Below are 23,245 nucleotides of genomic sequence, written 5' to 3'. Positions count from 1 at the left end.
CTGGAGGTTCGAAGGGCGGCACGTCCCCGGCAAGAGACTATAGGAAAGTGTGTGACACACATTCTCCCCATGATGAGTAGAGTAGGGGTTTCTACAGACCCATAAATCCTGAACTTCCATTCACGGGAACCTCAATTCAGTCCCTTCGTCCGATTCCATAACAAGGGCGGCGATGGCCAGGTCCTGGACCGCAAGCCCGGTGGAGTCAAAGACCGTCACCTCCTCCCCTGTCTCCCGCCTCTTTCTCCCGCACACCACCTCACCGAGAGTCCCTGCAATCTCGTCGGCGGAATAAAGTCCGGCCGAGATGGGGACATTCACCTCGCCTGAATGGACGGCCTGCTCCATGTCGTCGACAAAGACGCGGGCACGGCTGAGGAGAGCGGGGTCGAGTTCCTCTTTTCCAGGGGCGTCGGCCCCGATGGCATTGATATGCGTCCCCTCGTGGATCCATTCGGTGCGGACCAGGGGCCTGCGTGACGGCGTGGTGGTGACGACGAGGTCAGCGTCGCAGGCGCGCTCGATCGACCCCCAGGTGCAGGAGATAGCATCGAAGAAGGCACCGAACCGCTCGGCGTTCGTCGGCGTCCTGCTCCAGACTCGCATCTCCTCGATCTCCACGACTTCAGCGATGGCGTTCACCTGGGCGACGGCCTGCCGGCCGCTCCCGATGACGCCGAGCGTCACCGACCTCTTCGGCGCAAGATACTTTGCCGCGACCGCCCCAGCCGCACCGGTCCGCAGGTCGGTGAGAAGCGTGGCATTCAGGACCGCTTCTGGCACCCCTGTCTCAGGGTCGAGGATGACAGTGAGGGCCATCACCGTCGGGAGACCGATCATCGGGTTCTCTGGGTGGACATTGACGATCTTGACCCCTGCGATGCCGAGGCCGGGGAGGGAGGCAGGCATGGTCCTGAAGTCCCCCTTCTCAAAGTACACATAGACTTTCGCCGGCATCTGCACCCGTCCTTCCCCGTGTTCCCTGAAGCCCCTCTCGATCGCCTGGTTGATGGTGGCGAGCGGAGGGAGGAGCACCCGTTCAGGGTAATATTTCATGGCCGAGATACCGCATTTCCTGTACTAATCCCTGCCGGTGAGAGGAGGGAGGGGCGATCCAGTGACCCGGACCCGGATGGACAAAATCAGATTCAGATGCGATCCCGCAGGAAGATTGCACGGTCGATACCGCGAGAGAGACAGACCTCCAAACGGCCGGGCGGGAGCCACCCCGGTCCATGGACCGGGACCAGAACGCTTATATGAACAGACGCGGTTGAACGGATGGGGTGTGCATGCCATACACATATTATGCCCATGGCCTGACCACGGTTCATCACCTCTTTCTTGACCGCCTGGTCGAGGTTCTGAGAGAGAGTGGGGCTGAAGTCGTGCCTGACGACTCTGCCGGGTGGGCGCTGATCCAGACCGCCTGGATGGGAGAGTACGGGACTATAGAGGTGAGACGGACAGGGCCCGACCTGCAGATCGTCTACCGATCCGAAACCCCGAGCAAAGAGACGAATTCCAGCCCGCTCGTCCATCATCTCACCCTTGCGCTCATCGATATCGACGACGAACTCAGGGCCATGACCGAAGGGGAGGAAGAAGGGCGTCTTCTCGAGGGGCCTGGCGTGGCAGAGGAGTTGAAACGGCACCTCATGGACACCAGGAGTGAGGTCCTCTCGGTCAGGGACGAGGTGAGGCAGTTGAAAGACCGCGGGGAGGAGGTAGCCAGGCCTGAACGGTTGCTCAGACGGGTCGAGATCCTCTGCGACGAGGCGGCCCTGAACCTGGAGGCGGGCCTGAATCCCGAGGCGCTCGGGAAGGCCCGCGCTGTCGAGACGCTCCTTGAGAAGGTCGAGGCGGGGCTCGGCGAGATCTGAGGGTGCCTGGGGCTGAATAGATATGTTCATCCCCTCCACCGGCCGAGTACCTGGTACAATCGGTCCGGCCCCCTGGCGCCGGCGACACAAGAGCGTGAGTGAGCATGATCCACATCGTACCAAAACCGACCGACACCCCTGACGACAACTCGACTGCTATGGTGACCGCGGCCCTCAGGCAGATAGGGGCGGACTTTTCGGTCCTCGACCTTGACGCCATCGATCCCCTTGCCGCAGAGGTCAGCGGCGACCTGATCTGGGTCTGCGGGATGAAGCAGGACATTCACCAGTTCGAGTGCCTGGATGTCCTCTCTCTTGACAACCTGGTCATCAACCCGCCAGACGCCATCGCCACCTGCGCAAGCAAGGTAAAGACGACCGCGCTCCTTCTCAAACATGGCGTCTCTTCACCTGAGACGCTTTTCACGGCCTCACGCGACCTTGCCGCCGCCTTCCTGGCCAGACACGGCAAGGCAGTCATCAAACCGGTCTATGGGTATGACGGGATCGGGGTCTGCCTCATCAACAACGAGGGCGATCTCGGTGAAGCCCCCTATTATCTCCAGGAGTACGTCCCCAACGACCGCGACTACCGCGTCTTTGTCATCGACGGGGAGGCGGTCGGGGCGATCTGCCGGCAGTCCCCGCACCTCACCCACAACATCCACCAGGGCGGCACCGGCACCCCGGTCGAGGTCGACGCCGAGATGCAGGAGGTCGCCGCCGGGGCGGCAAGGGCGGTAGGCGCGGCGTACTGCGGGGTCGACCTCCTCGAGACCGCCGACGGCTACACGGTCCTCGAGGTGAACGGCACCCCGAACTGGCACTGCATGGCGGCCCCGATCCCGCAGCTCCTTGCAGAGCACCTCGTCGAGAAAGAGCGGGCGTTCAGGAAGAACGGGGAATAATCTTCATACATTTTTGTTAGAGTTATCCCTTTGATCACTCGTCTTCCTCCCACATGATACAGAATCAGGAGCCCAAAGACCATCTGAACCCACCGCGTGTAATATTCTACGACCAACGCAACAGATCTGGAATTAATCTACACAGTTCACTGAGGATTTCCTCGAAGACCTCGATTCACACATGATCAATGATCTTCCTGTCCAGCGATCAAGACCAATATGCGGCACTATCGCTGGAGAGGATAATCTCAGTTCAAGTCCGTGGTCCTTGAAGCAGGCGAGGTAGTGCTTGTCGTTTCCCCTGATGGGATCCTCCACCCGGTTGCGCAGAAACTTCATCACTTTGATGGTGAAATGTCAAGAAGAGTTCTCGCCTTTTGGCTCTGTAGAATCCGGCATGAACCTCCGGTTCACGCATACGCGATTGAACATGATCGTAGTTCCCCAGGGTGTGTGGATCCGTGCTCCCCCTGTAGCGCAGGACACCACGGAGGAAACACCACTCACCTACCGCCCCACCCCTCTCCTCTCTCCGGGGGGTCAGGGGGCAGCGCCCCCCCCAGCACGAGATGACAGGGACGATTCGACGATGGGGGGCGGGGCGGCACACCCGATCATCGCGCCTTCCCACACTTCAAATTCTCATAAAACCCGGAGAGATTATCGTCAGGATCATTTTCATGGTAAACCTCCACCTATTGTGTGAGGAGAATGTATGTCACCCGCCTTCCCCCTTCTTCGGCCGGGGACGATGCCCCCGGTGTGATTGTGTGGGAAGGCGATTGAGTCACCCTTGCACTGAGAAGAAGTGAGGGTTTTCTACAAAGCCGATTTTATAGAGTGTCTCTAATTTTATTATGTTCGCTCCTCAAAATCTACCTTGTGATGGTAGAGATCTCAATGTCGCTCTTCCCTCGAAATATTTTGTGGTTCTTATGTTCGCTGTCGCTCACTGTCACCGATCCCACGAGTGCAATGCAGGGGGGAGGGCATTTGATGATCCAGATGAGAGAACACACTCCTCTTCTCTCTTGTTTTTCAGAGAATTGTAGAAGAGAATTTTGAGAAGATCTCTGACCATCGAGGTGCAGGCAAGAACGAGATTGAAATGGCTAAAAACCTTCAACACTATTCCTCGTCAGCATCTACAGATCCTGTCGTTCCATTTTCTGGAACACTATTCTTCATCATCATAATATGATATTCCAGCGGAGCAATGATGATGGCGTCACTCCACGTACCCCGCACCGCGTTCCTCCAGCCACGAGGAGGTGGATGATGGGGATCTCCAGATCTCTGATCGTGGCACAGAAGGAATTTGTCGACCACCTCACCAGCAAACGCTTCTTTGTCCTCATGGCGCTCTTCCTGCTCATCATGGTCATCGGGATGTACCAGGGTCTTGGCGAATACGCCAGCGACCTTATCTCGTACCAGGAGACGATGGCGGCGGTCGAGAGCGGCACCCTGACCGGATGGATGCCGGAGCGACCCTCGGTGCTCTCGGTCTTCTCCGGGATCGCCGACCAGTTCGTCATCATCGGGGCGGTCCTTGCTATCGCGATCGGGTTCGACCTCGTCTCAAAGGAGAAGGAGACAAAGACGCTCAAGACCCTCCTCTCCCATCCCATCTACCGCGACGAGGTGATCAACGGCAAGGCCCTCGGCGGGGGAGCGGCGATCGTCCTCGCGGTCGTGGCGGCGCTCCTCGTCGCCCTTGCAATGCTCCTCATCGCCGGCATCGTCCCGACCATCGACGAGTGCTCTGCCATCCTTACCTTCGGGGTGGTCTCTGTCCTCTTCCTCCTCATCTATTTCACCCTCGCCCTCACCGTCTCCACTCTTGCGCCTGACAGCGGGAGCGCACTCATCGCCACGCTCGTCGTCTTCATCGTCCTCTCCTCCCTCCTCCCCCTTGCAGGAGAGATCGCCGTCGACACCTGGGCGGGTGATCGCCCCGAGGTGCCGTTCGTGCAGACATTCATATATTCTGAGAATAGCCCCGTACAACCCATAGATGCTCATGCGCGAGACCTCCAGGAAGAGAAAGAGGCGATGATGAAGTACGAAGCCGACGCCAGGGCATATTATGAGAAAAAGACGTTCGTCACCGCGGTCGTCGAGGCCGCCTCCCCGCAGACGAACTACATTAAGATCACCAGTGCGATCATCGATCCCTATCGTGTCGCATTGAAGGAAAACACCCAGCCGGGTCCGTTCTCAGTTCTGGTCATCGACCCCGACACCGCACCGCCGCATTTCACAGACGTCCTTGCCGGTCTCTGGGGGAACATCGTCCTCCTCCTGGCCCTCCCGGGCGTGCTCTTTCTCACTGCCTATCTCTGTTTTATGAGGATCGATGTGCGGTGAGAGGAGAGCACCCCTCACCTTGAGACCAATTCCAACCAATTAAACAATATTTTCGAAAAAATCAATACCATTTCCATTTTTTGAAATTCTGTCTCACCTCACGCTGAAATGATGTTCCAACAAAGAAAAACATAGGGGTGTTTCATCTCTGAAATCATTGATCGCAGGAATGACGCCCCTGGAGGCATAAAATCATGAAAAAATTGGCATAACTGTGATCCTGCTGGTATCACTGTGTGCACTCTATGGTGGGGCAACTGCCTCTCCAATCTGCGAGAGTAACAATGCCTTGGAGTATCCTGTTATCTCAGGATCATCAGACGACTATAACATCGTAATCCCAGACATTGGAATTTGCGATTATACAAGTTCTCTAAAACCTGGTCATGCAGTGATTTTTTCCCCTGAATTCTCTTGGTCAAAGGGAATCCAAGTCACTTTATCTGTTTCATGGACTCCCACAAACCAGACATTGCATGTTGGTGTCCATGACGGGGCATCAGGACAGCATCATCTTGCAGTCTGCACGGGTGGTTCTGCTGAGCCCACCCTCTCCATCCCATGGGACAGCGATAGTTGGCAGATCATGGTTGCAAGCCCACATGAAAACACAAAAACCATTGAGTACACACTCCACGACTTCTGAGTGGAACTCTAACGCGATTTTTGTGAAATGGATCCCCTATCTTTGGGGATCCTCCTTTTTGCAATGTAATTGAATTTAATGTAGACCTTCAACCATGGAGGCCATCCCAAAATCTCCAGCCCTCTCCCTCTCAGAAGAGAACGCTGAATGTGGTGGAGAGATCCTCCCTCTCTTCGTTGCCCAACCATGTCTTCATGCCTTCCACCAACTCCACCGCGCCGGGGGCACGGCTCCCCCCGACCCTCAACTCAGGATGGCGATGAGGACGGGAAGGCAGAGCGAGGATCGTGAAGAAGGGACGCGCTCCCCCACCAATCTTCATCAACGGGGGTTCCAGGGGGCGGCACGTCCCCAAGTGGAGGAGAGGGTTTAGAAATTCAGGAACGAACGACCTCAGTTCAAGATGATGCTCAAGCCTCAGGGAGTTCTGGGATATGTTCATGGCTGAAGTTACAAATATTGGTTCTGTAGAAACCCTCGCCTCTTGTATGGGGGAGATGTGTGTCGCCCGCCTTCCTACCCCTTTGACTGGGGGCTCTGCCCCCAGACCCCCGGGAGCAAGATAGGGCCAGGAAGGCAGAATAGGTGACCATAAAGAGAGTGTTGCCGTCCACGACTTATCGTGTCGCGGGGGGTTCGGGGGGCGGCAAGCCCCCCGCCAGAGAGATCCATCAAGAGGATTTCTACAGAGCCCAAATATCAAAAAGCCTCCCGTATGCCATATCACAGAACCGGGGCCTTTATTTTTATAGGGGAGATTATTTTACCAACAATACTTGATGGATAATACTTCGGCTGATTCTTTGCTTGAATTAGATGATGTGCTCACAATGTTTAATACTCGCCTCTCTGAATCAATGATATCCGATCATGCCCATGGAAGAGGACTTCTTTAGAGTGGATCCCGTCCATCGCAAGGATGTCGCCGACCAGGAGAGGACTAACGATCTTGAACCCGTGATGAATATGGACCAGAGAGGGAGGAACGCTTTTGCCGGAGGAATAATCGCCATCGCTATACTCACGCTTCTCTCGATATTCATCCTCCCACGACAGGTGCAGATCGTCATCGGAGATGAGTCTCCAGTCGTCCATCAGATCCCTTCGGTCTATACCCTCTCCGACTGCCTCCTCATCGCGTTAGTATCATCTCTCCTCGGTGCAGTGCTCTTCTATCTTCTGGTGGCCAGGCATTCAATCTCTGAGGAGATGCACGGACCGGTTGATCATGAGAACGACGACATTGAAATTGAGGGCACTGTGGTTTCGCCATCCACCAATCTCCCTGTTGATTGTGAGGATGCACCGCCCCCACACTCTCCTCATGTCATCGAAACTGAAGCACCCCCCCTCCCCCAATATCAACAGGCCATGCTGAGGTTGTTGAAAGGGAATGAGCGAAAAATCATCGAGACACTGATCGATCACGGGGAGATGAACCAGACCAAACTCTCTGAGAGGACCGGGATCCCCAAGTCAACGCTCTCACGGACACTCCAGGACCTTGAAGCACGCGATCTGGTGCGAAGATACGAGAACGGTATGAGCAAGATGGTGAAATTGGAGGTCTGACGCAAAAGGAGACGCTACTCATCGACGGACCCACCCCTCAGAGGATCCGTATCAGGTACTGCAGTGCAAAAAAGAGGAGAAGAGCGAGTGCGGCGATCCTGACCCAGCGGTAGACCGCGACAGAATTTTGTGTTTCGTTTCGATGATTCTCAGACAGCGACAGGAGTTCATTCTCCGACTCGACGACAAAGGTCCAGAATAGAAATACTACACAGCAATTCAATTCGATCGATCCTTCTTCCCAGACCAGACCCAAAAGACCGTTTCATCAACACACTGCAAAGAACCGTATCCACTCCTGGGGAGAGGACTATAATCACCCATGCAAACACATAGCCAGCACTACGAGGTCCTGACTATGGAAAAAAAGAGTCTATAAAGATAAGGGGATGTATGCCAACCCCTCACACCAGCCCTTTTCTCGGACAATCCGATGGAAAGATCTGTACCTTTACCGGATGTTCGGGTTCTCTATCGGGCGTTCGAGTTCTCTCTCGGCCCGTTCGGCAAGATCCTTCATCCGCGCTGAGATCCTGGTCGAACCCGTGAACTCGACATCCTTCATGGCATTGGCCAGTTCCTCCCCGAGCACGAAGATCGCATGTTTGTGTTCAAGTTTGCTCTTGTGGATCTGTGAAGGATTGATCCGCAGGGCACCGTACTGGGGGAATTTCAGTTCAGGATTGACCATCTCAAAGTAGTCCTTGATCTCGACAAGGATCTGGTGGAGAGTAATCAGTTCTTCTTTATGCATGTCCAGACCTGGAAAGAGAAATAGGAAATTTTATTATATATATATTTGCTTAGGGCTACGCGTTTCGAATTTTCATGAGCCGTAGAGATAACGGCCTCTTTACAATCTCCTTAAACTCAGGAGCCGCGACAAATTCGATCCCTTTTGCAAGGAACGCATCGATAAGCCGCTGATCCACGGGCCCATCCATGACCACACCGATTGCATCCGTATCAGCGCCATCAAGAGCCTTTTCTACCTCTGAAGCGCTCACTTCATTGATGAGCGTGTAATCTGCGTTCAGGAATCTCGCCGTCTTCTTTCCTTCGACCTCGCGCACCTGCTGCTCAAAGGTCGGACCGGTGACCGGAGGAAGATCAGTCTCCTCTTCCTCCTCAGACTTTTCGGTGATGATCACCTGCGTGGCCTCTTCCTTCACCGGTTCCTTGCCCTTCTCGGGCGGGTGGACTTCAGGCCCTTCAAGCTGGTCCCTGAAGTATTCGACTGGCATCTTGTTCCTGAGAGACTTGATGATCTCCTTTCTGGTCAGGTCCTCGACACTCTTGCCCCGCGGGCAGAGCGCGATATAGTCGATATCGGTCACCTGCAGGAGTTCACGCAGGATCAGGTCACCGCCCCGGTCACCGTCCAGGAAGGCCGTCGCCGTCTTTACCTCGCAGAGTTTGGGGATCACTGCCGGAACCTTCGTCCCCTCGACGGCGACGGCGTTCTTGATCCCGTACCTGAGCAGGTTGATCACGTCGGCCCGCCCCTCGACGACGATGACGGCGTCGGAGTCAAGGACATTTGGCCCGGCAGGGACACGCTCTTCCCCGAGCACCCCGATCTTCTCGATCCGCATTGACTCACGGACATTGTCCAGGAGTTCGGTGGAGTCGATGGTGGTCTCGTCGAAATGCGTCAGCAGGAGCTCTTTTGCACGGTCCACGATCTGCTTGCGCTTCGTCACCCTGATGTCCTCGATCCGCTCGACCCGTGCATGGGCGACACACGGCCCGACCCGGTCGATCGTCTCCATAGACGCTGCAAGCACCGCCGTCTCGGCCCGGTCCAGGGAGGACGAGATCAGGATCTCTCCACGTGTCTCTCCCCTCTTACTCGTAATATGGACGTCGATACGCCCCACCCGCCCGGTCCGCTGGAGATCGCGCAGGTCGAGGTCTTCGCCGAGCAACCCTTCAGTCTGGCCAAATATGGCACCGACTACGTCAGGTTTCTCGACCACCCCCTCGGTATGTAAGTTGATGTGAATAAGATACTTGGTCGTATCAGATGAGTACATAGTAAGCCTCCAGAGTATGTCATATCATGATTACTATGACAGACCATAGATAACAGTAGTAGATATACAGGGAGGGATACTTATATGCACCCCCATACCCAGGAAAAGAGACCTGGAGAGAATAGTCTTCTTATGGCCCAAGAAGATCAGAGAGCCGGGATATAACGTCATCTCTTGAGATCCCGATAATTTCAATTCTTTTGGTACTCGAAGTCGCACCTGAGACGATGCTCACCGAAGACCCTGGAACCCCGAATGTCCTGGCGACGAGGTCGAGAATCGCGCGGTTTGCCTTGCCCCCCACCGCCCTGGCCGCGACATGACAGACAAGGGCCTTGCGCCAGGGATTGTAGTCGGCCGGAAACGCCTCTTTTTTGCACCCGGCAGAGACGTCGAGGGTGATCACGACACCGTCGTCTGAGCCAGAGACTGCATCATCATAAGAGGTCACAAGAATCACCATATGTCGCCCGGCGCTAACGACCATGGATCATCAGTGGCTTGTGCCGTGCTTCACCTGGTCTTAACCCTCGCGCCGGGCGTAATGCCTGTCGCACGTCCGGGTTGTCCCGCAGCTCATATCCAGGGCATCGCCAATTGATCGCGCGGGGACCTATGGACGTGCATGTATCGGCATGATAGTATTTGGGCTCAGGGAATATAGCCTTTGCCAGGGAGCCAGGCGCCCTCGGTCCCGAGGCACTCGCCGTCAAGGACGGCAGCGGCGCCGTCCATGATCACGGTCTCAGGGAAGACCGCGGCCATCCCCTCGAAGGGCGTCCAGGTGCACTTCGTGTGCAGGGCGTCAGGATCGATCGATGTCGATATCTTCGGGTACAACGCGAAGTCGGCCCGTTCGCCGGGCCCGAATCCTGCAGGAGTGATGCCAAGGATCCTGGCCGGGTTGACCGCGGTCTTTTCGATGACAGACGCAAGAGTGAGCCGGCCTGCGACAACTTCAGCCATCAGGAGGGGGAGCATCGTCTCGACGCCCGGCACCCCGGACGGGGCCTCCGCAAAGGGCACCGCCTTCTCCGTAGCAGTGTGCGGGGCATGGTCTGAGGCGATGACATCGACCGCGCCCCACCGGTTCCAGAGTGTTTTTCGTTCTTTCTCGCTCCGGAGAGGGGGGTTCATCCTGGCATGTGTGTCCCCTGCCTCGAACTGTTCCCAGGAGAGGAAGAGGTGGTGGGGTGTCACCTCGACAGTGCCGACGCCGGTGGCGGCGTCGACGGCCGCGGCCGAACTCATATGACAGAAGTGGACCCGTCCCCCAGGGGGCACCAGGCGGCCCACCGCCGTCACCGCCGCGGCCTCGGCAGAGGCAGGTCTGAGGCGTTCGTGGTCCGCCAGGTTCTCAGGCACCCCTGGCCGCGGATCCTCGGCATGGATGGTGGCAAGTGTCCCGAGGTCACGGAGGGTGAGGAAGGCCTGAGAGAGCACCTCAGGCGGCACCGCCGCACCATAACTGGACGGCCCGGCAAAGATCTCGCCGAAAGCCATCGCCCCGGCCTGCCAGAGGGCGGGAAGATCGGCGCCGGGCACCACCCCGGCGTTGACCGCATACCGGCACCTGGCGTGCTCTGACGCCTCCGCAACGCGCGCCCTGTACGCCTCCGGTGAGGTGAGCGGCGGGAGGGTGTTTGGCTGGTCGACGACGACGGTCACCCCGCCGAAGAGGGCGCTCGTCGTCCCGGTCGTCCAGTCTTCCTTGGCCGCCTGCGCCCGCCCGCCCCTGAGATGGGTATGCATGTCCACCGCGGCTGGCAGACAGAGGAGGCCTGAGGCGTCGACGCATTCGTCGGCGGGTATACCTGCACCGATATGGAGAACCCGCCCCTCGCCAAGACTGAGATCGGCCACCCGGCCGGAAGGGAGGGTGACCCCTTCGAGCACCAGCGCCGCACGCCCGGCCATTCTCTCTCTTCTCCTTCAGCAGACCCTTGGCACCGGGTCGCCGATCGGCGCTTCGATAAACCGCTCGCCGCCGATCTTCGTCTTCATCACGACGCCGGATCCCTCGGTGACGCGCCCGATGATCGCGGCGTCCTTGCCGTACTTGTGGGACCGGAGTGCCTTGAGCACCGCCTCGGCGTCCTCGGCAGGCACGCCCATGATCGTCTTGCCCTCGTTTGCCACCTCAAGGGGATCGATCCCGAGCATGGCCGAGGCGCTCCGCACGCTGGTCCTGATCGGCAGGGCCTCTTCGTCGATCTCGACATGGACCCCGGCCTTGCTTGCCATCTCGTTGATGGCATTGGCAAACCCGCCGCGGGTCGGGTCTTTCATGGCGTGGATCTCACCGGCCTCAAGCGCCCGCTCGACCATGCCCCAGAGGGGGGCGACGTCTGACGCGATCTGTTCGCCAAGGTCGAATCCCTCGCGGTGGGCCATGATCGCAAGCCCGTGGTCGCCGAGGGTGCCGCTCGAGAGGATCACGTCGCCTGGCCTGAGGCCATTGTCCCTGACGACATGGTTGGCGACCCCCACACCAGCGGTGTTGATGACGATCCCGTCAAGCGAACCGCGCTCCAGCACCTTGGTGTCGCCGGTGACGATCGAGGCCCCGACCTCGCCGAGGGCGGCGTCCATCGAGGCGACGATCCGCTCGAGGTCGGCGACATCGAAGCCTTCCTGGATGACCATCGCGCACGAGAGGGCGAGCGGCCGGCCGCCCATCATTGCGAGGTCGTTGACCGTCCCTGAGACGGCAATCCTGCCGATGTCGCCGCCGGGGAAGAAGATCGGGTGGACGAGATGGCTGTCGGTCGTAAAGACGATCTTCTGGTCGCCGACCGGGATCACCGCCCCGTCGTCGAGGGACTCAAGCCCGATCCCGCCGGCATTGTTGTTCTCGAACTTCGTGATCACATTCAGAAGTTCGCCCATCACTTCTCCACCCGCACCGTGCATCAGATTGACTTTCATGATTCGTTCACTTCGATCTCGATATTGCTAACTACGATCTCCTTTCCTTCGACAACATGGGGGAGCCCGCCGCACCGGGGGCAGACAAACTTCTCGTCCCCTTCATACCCGCACTCGCACCTGGTCCGCACCTTCACGGTCCGACACTCCAGGTGGGTCTCGGCAAAGAGGGGGTCGTCCTCCACGATCACCCCGAAGAGAAATATGACCTGTTCGGGGTTCACCATCGCGATCTCGCCGACGTCGACGGTGACCGCCGTGATCTCGTCGGCCCCGTTCTCGACCGCAGCCCGTTTGGCGGTGGCGTAGATGTCGTATGCGATACTGTACTCGTGCATTTACTCTTCCATTGCGGCGTAGACTTCTTTGAAGAGCTCCCTGGTAGAAAGGCCCTCCTCGCGGCTGAGTTTCTGGATGGCAAACCCGACATGGACGAGGACGAACTCGCCGATCTCGACATCGACCAGGTCGAGACGGACCTCCTGTTTGAGGTCACCATAGTCGACGACGCCGATATTGCCGTCTTTTTTCTCGATCACTTCGGCAGGAACTGCAACACACATCGTATTTCCTCAGATAGGGAGTATGGGTGTCAGAAGTAAAAACACCTTCCGAAGTGACATGGGAGAATCTGGGGCCGGGAACGCCTGTAGAATGCTTGAAAATGCCATGAAAACGCAGGATGGCAGTGGTTTCTATGAGATGCCCCTGGAGTGCCCAGGGCCCGGAGCCCGGAACCCGGACATCCACCTGGACCGTGGATACTACTGCTATGGAGGTCCCAGGACAGGGGTCTCACGAGGAGTGGGGGGCCTGATCTTTTCGCCAGTGGGCCGCAGATCGCACCGTCCTCTTGAGAGTCACCCCCACACTTCTGATGAGAGTGGGGCCGGCAGACCACTCGCCAGAAGGATGAAAATATTTCGGCTCTGTAGAATCATGCATGAACCTGAGGTTCACGCATACGTGATGAACATGATCGCGGGTCTCCAGGGTGTGTGATGGGTCCGTGCCCGTCCCTTCAGCACAGGACAGTCTGTGAGACCGCCGCCTCATTGCCGCCCCACTCCTCTTCTCGTCGTGGGGAGTCCGGGGGCGTTGCCCCGGGGCGAGACGACGGTAAAGGTACTGCGCTGAGGGGGGCCTATCATTCTGAGAGAGTTTTTGTAGTTCGTATATCAGGTATGGAGGAACCAGGTGAGGGAAAATCATCATACAAACCTCCGGACCGTGCACTGATCTGGATCCCTCCTTCTGATCAAGACACCTTGCAGGAGCGAGCACCATCGGATGCCCGTCCCCACCCAGAGTGCTGTCCAGAGGGCCCCAACACAGCCCAAAGACAGGAGTCTTCGTGACTTCTTCCCCTCTCCCCGGGCACGCACCCTCCAGTACAAGACTACGAAATTATTCGCAGTAAAAAGAAGCACTATATTACCCAGGGACGATCTCAGTGTGGTGGAAAAGATGCATAACAGACTATGGCCGGTTGTACTGGCGGTTGTTGCACTTCTCTGTAGTGCAGTACTCATCGCGGGGTGCACCGGCACCGACCGTGGTGAAGAGGTAAACGAGACCGTGAACGAAACGGTGACCGAGACCGGGACCATGCCGGACGGGATCACTGGCACCGGCACGGTGACTTACATCGACCTCGAAGGCGGGTTCTACGGGATCATCGGCGACGACGGTGAACACTACCTCCCTCTCGACCTCGACGAGGCGTTCGAACGGGACGGACTGGAGGTGCGGTTCACCCTTGCACCTGCCGACGAGATAGTGACCATCCAGCAGTGGGGCAGACCGGTCTACGTCGTCTCCATCGAGGAGATCTGAAATCAGACTTGTTGAATGTTAGGCTCTGAAAAATCCGGCATGAACCCATTCACGCATAGGGGATGAGCCTGTTCACAGGTCTCCAGGGTGATGGGATCCATATTCCTCCTTCGGAGCATGACACCATGCAGGGAGATCATCAAAGGCCGCCCTGCCTATCCCGGCGTGGGGAAATAGGGGGAGGCGGCCAGCCCCCCGCCAGAGAAATTCGTCAAGAAGGTTTCTAAATAGCCGGAATTTGTGATTATTTCCATGGAACATATCCCTTAACTCTCCTGGAGAGAACATCCCCTCGAACAGAAGTGTTTCCTTCCAGAAATTCTACATTCTCTCCTCCACCAGGGGGCGTACCACCCCGGGCAGGAGCGTAGGGGAAGGCCAGAGAGTTTTGGGATGACCTCATGGGAAACCCTCACCTCTTCTTGGTGTGACTGCAGTTCAATTGCTTTCCCTCACCATTGGAAGACACACTCGATGTTCCTGATGAAGATCATGCGGTCTTCGACCAATCGTGTTGCAGGGGGGCGGAGCGCGACCAATATATTCGGAGACAGATATATCTCATGCCATCGACACTGATATTGCTGTCCCAAAGGGACTGGACGTTCCTGTAAGAAGGTTTGACCTGGCCTCAGGAGGACCGGCACTCCTGGAACATCCCTCGGACAGAGAGATCCAGGGGGGTGCAGTGTCGCAATTCGAAGGGGAAATGAACCATGAAAAAGATCGCCATCATCATCGCCGGTGTCTTCGCACTCATCGCCGCACTGGCCGTTTATCCTCTCTTTCTCGCGGACGGCGGGGAGAATACCCCGTTGGCGGTAACGCTGGAAGGCGTCGAGACCGAATTTACACTCTCGGCCCCGCTTCCAGAGACGAATGAGACATCGTACCCCGTGTACAGGACCACGGTGTCAGCGGCGACGCTTGAGTCGGTGGAAGAGGTCGCGGGAGTGTTCGGGATGACCGGGAAGGCGGAGGTGGCGAACCAGAGAACCGGCGAGGTCAGGGTGGTCGACGACTCGAAGGGCGAACTCATGCGCCTTTCTATGTATCCTGCATCAGGGGCGCTCCTCTATGAAATCCCTGACAGACAGTTCCCTGACCTTGTTGAGGAGCGCCCCTCCCTCCCCGCAAGAGACGAGGCGATAAAGATCGCCGACGCCTTCCTGACAGAACGAGGAGAGCGGTCCCCAGGTGCGGTGGTGAATGCCGTCGAAGTGGACCAGCGGCAGGAGGTCTGGGAGGCGGGGGGTAGTGAGCCTGAAGAGGTCTATGACGTGACTCTTGCCGTGAGGTATGGGCGGGCACTCAGTGGCCTCCCGGTCTATGGCGATGAGATGGCGGTGATCATCGGCGACGGCGGCGAGGTCGTCGGGATGGTGAAGTGCTGGCGTGAGGTCGAGGCGGCAGGAGAGGTAGAAATCATCCGGGCAGAGGAGGCATATGAGGACCTGAAGGCGGGAAGGACCATTCGCCCCCTGGAGGTGCCTGGAGATGCCCGGGTCTCAATCGAGGAGATCGCTCTTGGGTACTGGATGGAGCCAAGGACCATTGAGCAGGAGACGGTCGTGCCGGTCTGGGTCTTCTCGGGGACGGCCTATCATGACGGGTCTGGAGAGTCATATCAGGCGTATGTGAAGGCGGTTGAATGAGAGATCCAGTGTTCTCTTTATTACTATGTACTATGACCTGGTCTCTCTGATCCCGATTGCGATGGCCATCTTTGCTGTCTGGTTCTTCATTCCCTCTTTCACAGGGAAAAGAGAAGGGAAAATTTCGCTGAATGAGTATGCCTGGTTTATCCTCTCCTTTGTTTGTATCCCGATTTTTGGGGTAGGTCTTTTTATCACGATTTTTTTTCTGGAATACTGGTACTGTAATCCCATGGAACTTGATATCAGATTCGTGCCATTCGTTTGCATGCCCTGGGTTGTGATATCCGGGGCGATTGTCGCCTATGGTGTCAGTGCACTCAGGCGTCTGAGGAGAGTTCACCATGCGGTCAAACAGGAGGGACGGTCATAATGAACCGTGATCACGGATAGAGGTCATCCCAAAACTCTCCGGCCCTCCCCCACCCAGAAGAAAGCAGTAGATATTGTGAGGAAATCCTCCCCTTTTCATTGCGGGTCCATGCATGCATTCATGCCTTCCCACACCACCGCGCCGGGGGCTCTGCCCCCAGGCTCTCGGGATGGCGATTGGGTCGGGAAGGCAGCGCGATGATCGTGAAGATGGGATGCGACCCCTCGCGAATCTTCATCAGCGGGGGATCGGGAGGCGTGCCGCCCCCCAGTGGAGGATAGGGCTTAGAACTCCAGGAAGGAAAGCCTTCAGTTCAAGGCGATGGTCAAGCCACAGGGAGTTTTGAGATATGCTCCAAGACTAGAGAGTCGGAGGAGACCGTGTTCACTCGCCGCCCCCACCTCTCCTCGTCGTGGGGGGGGTTCCGGGGGGACGACCGGAGGGAGTCGAGAAAATCTTTGATTATCGAGTGGTGACCCCCCGGCGCGAGACGGAAGTGAAGATTCTCCAGGAGGGGGCGGCCGTTCTGATCGACGTGCTTTCCCTATCAATTGCGCCGGGGGCAGCGCCCCCGGCGAGAGTCCATGGGAAAGCACAAGGTCGAAGGATGAGGAGAGGGACAGCGTAAGGCCAAAAAATCCAGACATTCCCCCCTATTCGAGACCAGAAAAACCCGCCAGAAAAAAAATCAGATCCCTGAAGACCCGCTCTTCTCCTTCAACTCCCTCACCTGGTCACGCAAAAAGATCGCCCGCTCGAAGTCGAGGCGCTCGGCGGCCTCGTACATCTGCGCCTCCATCTCGATGATGAGGTTGGGGATCTCGGCCTTCGGGACATGCTTCGTGTCGGTGAGGTCCACCTCCTTTGCCGGGACCGGTTTGGTGATCGTCTGCGGGACGATCCCGTGCGCCTGGTTGTAGGCGATCTGGATCTGACGCCGGCGTCCGGTCTCGGCGAGGACGGTGCGGATCGAGTCGGTCTCGTGGTCGGCGTAGAGAATCACGCGGGCGTTGACATTGCGTGCCGCCCGGCCGATGGTCTGGATGAGACTGCGGGCGTCGCGGAGGAACCCTTCCTTGTCGGCGTCCAGGATCCCGACAAACCCGACCTCAGGGATGTCGAGCCCTTCGCGCAGCAGGTTGATCCCGACCAGGACGTCGAAGGTGCCGAGGCGGAGGCGGCGGATGATCTCGGTGCGTTCGAGGGCGTTGATCTCTGAGTGGAGATACCTCGTCTTGATCCCCTGCTCGGCGAGGAAGTCGGTCAGTTCCTCGGCAAGCCGCTTGGTGAGCGTGGTGACCAGCACCCGGTCGCCGCGGTCGATCGTCCGCTTGATCTCTTTCATCACGTCCTCGACCTGTCCCTCGACCGGGCGCACCTCCACCGCCGGGTCCACGAGCCCGGTCGGCCTGATGATCTGCTCCACCACCCCGGCCGAGTGCTTCAGTTCGTACGCCCCCGGCGTCGCCGAGACGCAGATGACGTTCTTCATGTAGCCCTCGAACTCGTCGAAGGTGAGGGGGCGGTTGTCGAAGGCCGAGGGGAGGCGGAAGCCGTAGTTCACCAGGGTCTCCTTGCGGGAACGGTCGCCGCGGTACATCCCGCGCACCTGCGGGAGGGTCTGGTGACTCTCGTCGACGACCATCAGAAAGTCGTCAGGGAAATAGTCGAGAAGACAGTATGGCTTCTCGCCGGACGTGCGCCCGTCGAAGTGGCGGGAATAGTTCTCGATCCCCTTGCAGGTCCCGGTCTCCTCGATCATCTCGAGGTCAAAGAGGGTCCGCTGTTTGAGCCGGTGGGCTTCGAGGAGGTCGAGGGTCGGGAGCACCTCGTCGAGTTCCTGCCTGATGGAGACGACCGCCCGTTCCCGCTCCTCCTCGGTGGCGACGAAGTGGCGGGCCGGGTAGAGATAGAAGTACTCCATCGTCTCCTTCTTCCTCCCGGTGATTGGATCGATCTCCGAGATCCGGTCCACCTCGTCGCCGAAGAGTTCGATCCTGATGATGTCGTTGAAGTACGCCGGGACCAGGTCGATGGTGTCGCCCTTCGCTCTGAACCGTCCGGGGGCGAGGTCGAGATCGTTGCGCTCGTACTGGATCTCGACCAGATGCTCCAGCAGATCGGCCCGCCGCACCCGGTCGCCGCGTTTCAGTTCAAACCCAAGCCCCTTGAAGTTCGCCGGGTTGCCAAGGCCGTAGATGCAGGAGACCGAGGCGACGATGATGGTGTCTGGCCGCGAGAGCACCGAGGCCGTGGCCGCCAGACGCATCTGCTCTATCTTGGGGTTGATGGAGGCATCTTTCTCGATATACTGGTCCTTTGCCGGGAGGTACGACTCGGGCTGGTAGTAGTCGTAGTACGAGACAAAGTACTCCACCCTGTTCTCCGGGAAAAATCCCGAGAACTCGTGGTAGAGTTGGGCCGCCAGGGTCTTGTTGTGGGCGATCACCAGGGTCGGGCGCTGGACCGCCTCGATGACGTTGGCGACCGTGAAGGTCTTCCCTGACCCGGTGACACCAAGCAGGGTCTGGAACCGCTCGCCCGCCTCGATCCCTTCGGTCAGTTCCCGGATCGCTTGTGGTTGCGATCCTTTCGGGACAAATGCCGCATCCAATTCAAATTCAGTCATCCTCTCATCCTCTCATCGCCTTCCTCCGCAGCAGGCGGTTGTAGGTGATCGCAAACCTGTGTGCCTCGTCCCTGATCTCCTGGACAAAGAGGGAGGAGCGGGCGTCGGGTTCGATCGGGACCGGGAACGGGAACCCTGGCACATAGATCTCCTCCTCACGCTTGGCGATCGAGATGATCGGGAGGTGCAGGCCGAGGGCGGCGATCGCGTCGGTCGCCGCCTTCAACTGCCCCTTGCCGCCGTCGACGATCACCAGGTCCGGCATCGGCTTTCCCTCCCTGAGGAGACGGGCGTAGCGGCGGCCGACCACCTCGGCGATCGCCGCGACGTCGTCGATCCCCTCGACCGTCCTGATCTTAAACCGCCGGTAGTTCCGTTTGTCCGGCCGCCCGCCCCTGAACTGCACCATCGACCCGACCATCGCCGTGCCGGCGAGGTGGGAGATGTCGAAACACTCGATGACATTCGGGAGGTCGGGGAGACGGAGGTCTTCCCGCAGGGCCTCGACCTTCATCCGGTCGGCGAAGAAGGTGAGGTCAAGGTTCTTGCCCGCGAGGTCGAGGAGCCGTCTCTTGTCGCCCCGCTGCGGGACCGTCACCCGCACCTTCCCGCCCCGGCGGTCGGCAAGATACTCCGCGACCGGTTCGCCGACCCCGGTCGGGAGGACCACCTCCTTCGGCGGGGCGTGCTCGCCGTAGTACTGCACCAGGAACTCCTCGACGGCGTCGTCCGAGGACTCGAAGACATACTCCTGTTTTCCGGTGAGGGTGCCCTTCTCGACATGGAAGAGGAGGAGGAAGAGGGTGCCGTCCTGCTCCTGGTAGGCGATGATGTCCTCGTCGTGGTCGGTCCGCCGCTCCATCCGCTGCCGTTCGGCCAGGTGCCGCACCGCCTCGATCTCGTCGCGGAGTTCGAGGGCCCGCTCGAACTCGAGGCGCTCCGACCGTTCGGCCATCTCAGCCTCCATCTCCTCGATGAGATCCTTTCCCCGGCCGCGGAGCACGCCCCGCGCCCGGTCCACCCGTGCGGCGTACTCCTCCTCCGTCACCGTCCCGGTGCACGGGGCCGCACAGGTGCCGAGGTGGCGGCGAAGACAGGGGCGCTTCGGGAGGCGCCGGCACGAGCGGAGACCGAAGGCCCTCTTCACCACGTCGAGCACCTCGTCCCGTTCCTTCGCCGAGACGAAGGGCCCGAAGTACTCGCCGTCGTCCCCGACCTCCCGTGCGATCGCGATCCGCGGGAACGGTTCCGCACTGAGATAGATGTAGGCGTACCGCCGGGCGTCCTTGAGGTCGATGTTGTACTTCGGCTGGTGCCGCTTGATGAGCGTGTTCTCCAGGATCAGCGCCTCAACCTCGGTCCCGGTGACGATGAACTCGGCCGAGGCGATCTGCCCGACAAGTTTCTGCGTCTTCGCGTCGTGGTCGTGCTTCTGGAAATAACTCGAGACCCGTCGCTTCAGGTGCTTCGCCTTGCCGACATAGATCACCGTCCCGTCGGCGTCGCGGTACAGGTAGCACCCGGGCTCTTCGGGGACGAGGGCGAGGTCGATCATGGCAGGATCTCTGCCAGGTAGTGTCCGGTATAACTCTCCTTCACCCCGGCCACCTCCTCGGGCGTGCCGGTAGCGACCACCCCGCCGCCGCCGTCCCCGCCCTCGGGCCCGAGGTCGATGAGATAGTCGGCCGACTTGATCACGTCCAGGTTGTGCTCGATGACCACCACGGTGTTCCCCTTCTCGACCAGACCGTCGAGGACGGCGACGAGTTTCTTAACGTCGTGGATATGGAGCCCGGTCGTCGGTTCGTCCAGGAGATAGACCGTCTGCCCGGTCGCCCGCTTCGAGAGTTCGCGGGTCAGTTTGATCCGCTGGGCCTCGCCGCCCGAGAGCGTGGTCGAACTCTGGCCGAGGGTGAGGTAGCCGAGCCCGACCTGGCAGAGGGTCTCGAGTTTGTTCCTGATCGAGGGGACGTGCTCGAAGAACGTCGTGGCCTCGTCGACGGTCATGGCCAGGACGTCGGCGATGGACTTGCCCCGGTACTTCACCTCCAGCGTCTCGGCATTGAACCGTTGCCCCTTGCACTCGTCGCACTCCACGAAGACGTCGGGGAGGAAGTTCATCTCGATCTTGATGACGCCTTCGCCCTGGCAGGCCTCGCACCGCCCGCCCTTGATGTTGAAGGAGAAGCGGCCCGGTTTGTAGCCCCGCACCTTCGCCTCCTTTGTCTCGGCGAAGACCTTCCTGATCTCGTCGAAGACCTTGGTGTAGGTCGCCGGGTTGGACCTGGGCGTCCGGCCGATCGGGCTCTGGTCGATGACCACCACCTTGTCGACCGGGGCGTCGAGGGTGAGGGCGTCGTGGGGGCCGGGGCTTGTCCTGGCGCCGGAGACCTTTCGTGCGAGGGCCGGGTACAGGGTGTCGGCGATGAGCGTGGACTTGCCTGAGCCCGAGACCCCGGTGACGACGGTGAGGGTGCCGAGCGGGATGGCCACGTCGATCCCCCTGAGATTGTGCGCCCGGCACCCGGTGAGGGTGATGTATTCGCCGTTGGTCCGGCGCGACGACGGGACCGGGACCGAGAGGTCGCCGGAAAGGTAGCGCCCGGTAATGGATGCCGGGTTCTTCGCCACCTCGTCAGGCGTCCCTTCGGCGACCACCGTGCCGCCGTGCACCCCGGCGCCCGGCCCGATATCGACCACATGGTCGGCCGCCCTGATCGTCTCCTCGTCGTGCTCGACGACGACGATGGTGTTGCCGAGGTCGCGGAGTTTCTGGAGGGTCTCGATGAGCCGCCGGTTGTCCCGCTGGTGGAGCCCGATGGAGGGTTCGTCCAGCACGTACAGCACGCCGGTCAGGTTGGAGCCGATCTGGGTGGCGAGCCTGATCCGCTGGGCCTCGCCGCCGGAGAGCGTGCCGGCGCTCCTGGAGAGCGTGAGGTAGCCGAGCCCGACCTCCTGGAGGAAGGAGAGCCTGGCCCTGATCTCCTTGAGGACCTGGGCGGCGATCGCCCTCTCCTTCGGGGTGAGGGAGCGGCTGAGGTTCTCGAAGAACTCGACCGCCTGGCTGATCGGCAGGTCGGTCACCTCGATGATGTTCTTGCCGCCGACCTTCACGGCGAGCACCTTCTCCTTCAGGCGCCTGCCGCCGCAGGCCGGGCAGGGGAGGACCCGCATGAACTTCTGGAGTTCGTGGCGGCGGTACTCGGACTTCGTCTGCTGGAAGAGGCGTTCGGTCTGGGGGAGGAGGCCTTCCCAGGCCCCGGTGTGCGACCAGTGGGTGTCGCCGTTCCTGGTGCTCACCGAGAAGTGGATCCTGTCTGGCGCACCGTACATCAGGACATGGTACTGCTCGGGCGTGAGGTCTTTGACCGGCGTGAACACCGAGAACCCGAAGTGTTTGGCGACGGCCCCGAGGTGCTGGGCCCGGTAGCCGTCGAGGAAGTTCCGGTAGGTCGCCACCGCCCCGTCGGCGATGGACATCTCCAGGTCAGGGATGATGAGGTCGGGGTCGAACTCGGTCTTGAACCCGAGGCCGTTGCACTCCTCGCAGGCGCCGAAGGGGGAGTTGAAGGAGAACATCCTGGGCTGGAGTTCTTCAAAGGAGAGCCCGCAGACCGGGCAGGCCATCTTTGCCGAGTAGGTCTCTTCCTCGCCGTCTTCACCGAGGGCGACGACCAGACCGTCCGACTTTGCGACGGCGGCCTCCACCGCCTCGACGAGCCGCGAGCGTTCGGCCGCGGGGTCGAGGCGGTCGACGACGACATCGATGTCGTGCTTGACGTAGCGCTCAAGCGGATGCTCCTCGTCGGTCCTGACGATCTCGCCGTCGAGACGGACGCGGGAGTAGCCTTCGGCGTCCAGGTCCTTGAGGAGTTGGGCGTAGGTCCCTTTCTTCTGGCGGACCACGGGGGCGAGGACCGTCACCTGCCCTCCGGCAAACCTCCCGGCGACGGCGTCGGCGATCGCCTCGGGCGAGCGCGACTCGATCCTGGTCCCGTGCTCGGGACAGTACGGCACCCCGATGCGTGCGAAGAGGAGTCTGAGGTGGTCGTAGATCTCGGTGACCGTGCCGACGGTGCTGCGCGGGTTTTTGGAAGTGGTCTTCTGTTCGATAGAGATCGCGGGGGAGAGTCCCTCGATCGCGTCGACGTCTGGCTTCTGCATCAGCCCGAGGAACTGACGGGCATAGGCGGAGAGCGACTCGACGTACCGTCGCTGCCCCTCGGCATAGATGGTGTCGAAGGCAAGGGTCGACTTGCCTGACCCGGAGACGCCGGTGAGGACGATGAGACGGTCCCTGGGGAGCGAGAGGGTGATGTCTTTGAGGTTGTGTTCCCTCGCGCCCCTGATCACGAGGTGTTTCATCTTCAGGATCGTCTTGTCCCTGACCCTAATAGAAGGGTGGGCGC

General features: G+C 59.5%; 20 protein-coding genes. 7 read left to right on the top strand and 13 right to left on the bottom strand.

Features of this window, described 5'->3' with window-relative positions; genetic code table 11:
• Positions 1 to 120 precede the first annotated feature (120 nt).
• Complete coding sequence (locus J2129_RS02250) at positions 121 to 1,056, bottom strand: ornithine cyclodeaminase family protein (protein ID WP_209629234.1); 936 nt, start codon at positions 1,054 to 1,056, stop codon at positions 121 to 123.
• 236 nt (positions 1,057 to 1,292) lie between these two features.
• On the opposite strand from J2129_RS02250, the gene J2129_RS02245 reads away from it, so the two are divergent.
• From J2129_RS02245 to J2129_RS02225, 5 genes are all read left to right on the top strand, one after another.
• Entirely contained in the window at positions 1,293 to 1,883 is a 591-nt protein-coding gene (locus J2129_RS02245; protein ID WP_209629233.1) for a hypothetical protein, read from the top strand.
• Positions 1,884 to 1,987: 104 nt separating this feature from the next.
• Complete coding sequence (locus J2129_RS02240; protein WP_209629232.1) at positions 1,988 to 2,791, top strand: RimK family alpha-L-glutamate ligase; 804 nt, start codon at positions 1,988 to 1,990, stop codon at positions 2,789 to 2,791.
• 1,302 nt (positions 2,792 to 4,093) lie between these two features.
• On the top strand, positions 4,094 to 5,161 hold the full coding sequence (locus J2129_RS02235) for an ABC transporter permease subunit (RefSeq protein ID WP_209629231.1): 1,068 nt from the start codon (positions 4,094 to 4,096) through the stop codon (positions 5,159 to 5,161).
• A gap of 214 nt (positions 5,162 to 5,375) precedes the next feature.
• Positions 5,376 to 5,807, top strand: a complete 432-nt coding sequence (locus tag J2129_RS02230) for a hypothetical protein (RefSeq protein WP_209629230.1) — start codon at positions 5,376 to 5,378, stop codon at positions 5,805 to 5,807.
• A gap of 966 nt (positions 5,808 to 6,773) precedes the next feature.
• The gene (locus J2129_RS02225) at positions 6,774 to 7,379 is read left to right on the top strand and encodes a MarR family transcriptional regulator (RefSeq protein WP_209629229.1); all 606 of its coding nucleotides are present in this window, start codon (positions 6,774 to 6,776) and stop codon (positions 7,377 to 7,379) included.
• Positions 7,380 to 7,416: 37 nt separating this feature from the next.
• Here J2129_RS02225 and J2129_RS02220 read toward each other — a convergent pair whose 3' ends face one another.
• From J2129_RS02220 to J2129_RS02185, 8 genes are all read right to left on the bottom strand, one after another.
• Positions 7,417 to 7,602 (bottom strand): hypothetical protein, encoded by a 186-nt coding sequence (locus tag J2129_RS02220; protein ID WP_209629228.1) that lies wholly within the window; start codon positions 7,600 to 7,602, stop codon positions 7,417 to 7,419.
• A 228-nt stretch (positions 7,603 to 7,830) separates the two neighbouring features.
• A complete protein-coding gene (locus tag J2129_RS02215) occupies positions 7,831 to 8,133 on the bottom strand; it encodes a UPF0058 family protein (protein WP_209629227.1) in 303 nt (100 codons plus the stop codon).
• 55 nt (positions 8,134 to 8,188) lie between these two features.
• Entirely contained in the window at positions 8,189 to 9,415 is a 1,227-nt protein-coding gene (dnaG, locus tag J2129_RS02210) for a DNA primase DnaG (protein WP_209629226.1), read from the bottom strand.
• Positions 9,416 to 9,545: 130 nt separating this feature from the next.
• Positions 9,546 to 9,866: a DUF167 domain-containing protein gene (locus J2129_RS02205; protein ID WP_209629225.1), complete on the bottom strand. Its 321-nt coding sequence runs from the start codon at positions 9,864 to 9,866 to the stop codon at positions 9,546 to 9,548.
• A 200-nt stretch (positions 9,867 to 10,066) separates the two neighbouring features.
• A complete protein-coding gene (gene pyrC, locus J2129_RS02200) occupies positions 10,067 to 11,332 on the bottom strand; it encodes a dihydroorotase (RefSeq protein WP_209629224.1) in 1,266 nt (421 codons plus the stop codon).
• A gap of 15 nt (positions 11,333 to 11,347) precedes the next feature.
• On the bottom strand, positions 11,348 to 12,343 hold the full coding sequence (gene hypE / locus J2129_RS02195; RefSeq protein WP_209629223.1) for a hydrogenase expression/formation protein HypE: 996 nt from the start codon (positions 12,341 to 12,343) through the stop codon (positions 11,348 to 11,350).
• On the bottom strand, positions 12,340 to 12,681 hold the full coding sequence (locus J2129_RS02190) for a hydrogenase maturation nickel metallochaperone HypA (RefSeq protein WP_209629222.1): 342 nt from the start codon (positions 12,679 to 12,681) through the stop codon (positions 12,340 to 12,342). Before J2129_RS02190 ends, hypE begins: the two co-directional genes overlap by 4 nt.
• Complete coding sequence (locus J2129_RS02185; RefSeq protein WP_209629221.1) at positions 12,682 to 12,906, bottom strand: HypC/HybG/HupF family hydrogenase formation chaperone; 225 nt, start codon at positions 12,904 to 12,906, stop codon at positions 12,682 to 12,684.
• Between the two features lie 904 nt (positions 12,907 to 13,810).
• Between J2129_RS02185 and J2129_RS02180 the strand changes: the two genes are divergently transcribed.
• A complete protein-coding gene (locus tag J2129_RS02180; protein WP_209629220.1) occupies positions 13,811 to 14,179 on the top strand; it encodes a hypothetical protein in 369 nt (122 codons plus the stop codon).
• A gap of 716 nt (positions 14,180 to 14,895) precedes the next feature.
• A complete protein-coding gene (locus J2129_RS02175) occupies positions 14,896 to 15,834 on the top strand; it encodes a calcium-dependent protein kinase (RefSeq protein ID WP_209629219.1) in 939 nt (312 codons plus the stop codon).
• 30 nt (positions 15,835 to 15,864) lie between these two features.
• On the opposite strand, the gene J2129_RS02170 is transcribed toward J2129_RS02175, so the two are convergent.
• The 4 genes from J2129_RS02170 to uvrA all read right to left on the bottom strand — a co-directional run bounded on the left by J2129_RS02170 (position 15,865) and on the right by uvrA (position 23,201).
• Positions 15,865 to 16,068 carry a hypothetical protein gene (locus tag J2129_RS02170; protein ID WP_209629218.1) on the bottom strand — a complete coding sequence of 68 codons (204 nt, stop codon included), beginning with the start codon at positions 16,066 to 16,068 and terminating at the stop codon, positions 15,865 to 15,867.
• Positions 16,069 to 16,895: 827 nt separating this feature from the next.
• Positions 16,896 to 18,836 carry an excinuclease ABC subunit UvrB gene (uvrB, locus tag J2129_RS02165; protein WP_209629217.1) on the bottom strand — a complete coding sequence of 647 codons (1,941 nt, stop codon included), beginning with the start codon at positions 18,834 to 18,836 and terminating at the stop codon, positions 16,896 to 16,898.
• Positions 18,837 to 18,840: 4 nt separating this feature from the next.
• Complete coding sequence (uvrC, locus tag J2129_RS02160; protein ID WP_209629216.1) at positions 18,841 to 20,391, bottom strand: excinuclease ABC subunit UvrC; 1,551 nt, start codon at positions 20,389 to 20,391, stop codon at positions 18,841 to 18,843.
• Positions 20,388 to 23,201, bottom strand: coding sequence for an excinuclease ABC subunit UvrA (gene uvrA / locus J2129_RS02155; RefSeq protein WP_209629215.1), 2,814 nt, complete (start codon positions 23,199 to 23,201; stop codon positions 20,388 to 20,390). The genes uvrC and uvrA overlap by 4 nt, the downstream gene beginning before the upstream one ends.
• Positions 23,202 to 23,245: the final 44 nt, after the last annotated feature.

Origin of the sequence: Methanofollis sp. W23 (assembly GCF_017875325.1) — an archaeon.
Lineage (GTDB): Archaea > Halobacteriota > Methanomicrobia > Methanomicrobiales > Methanofollaceae > Methanofollis.
This window is presented reverse-complemented; position numbering and strand designations above follow the sequence as displayed.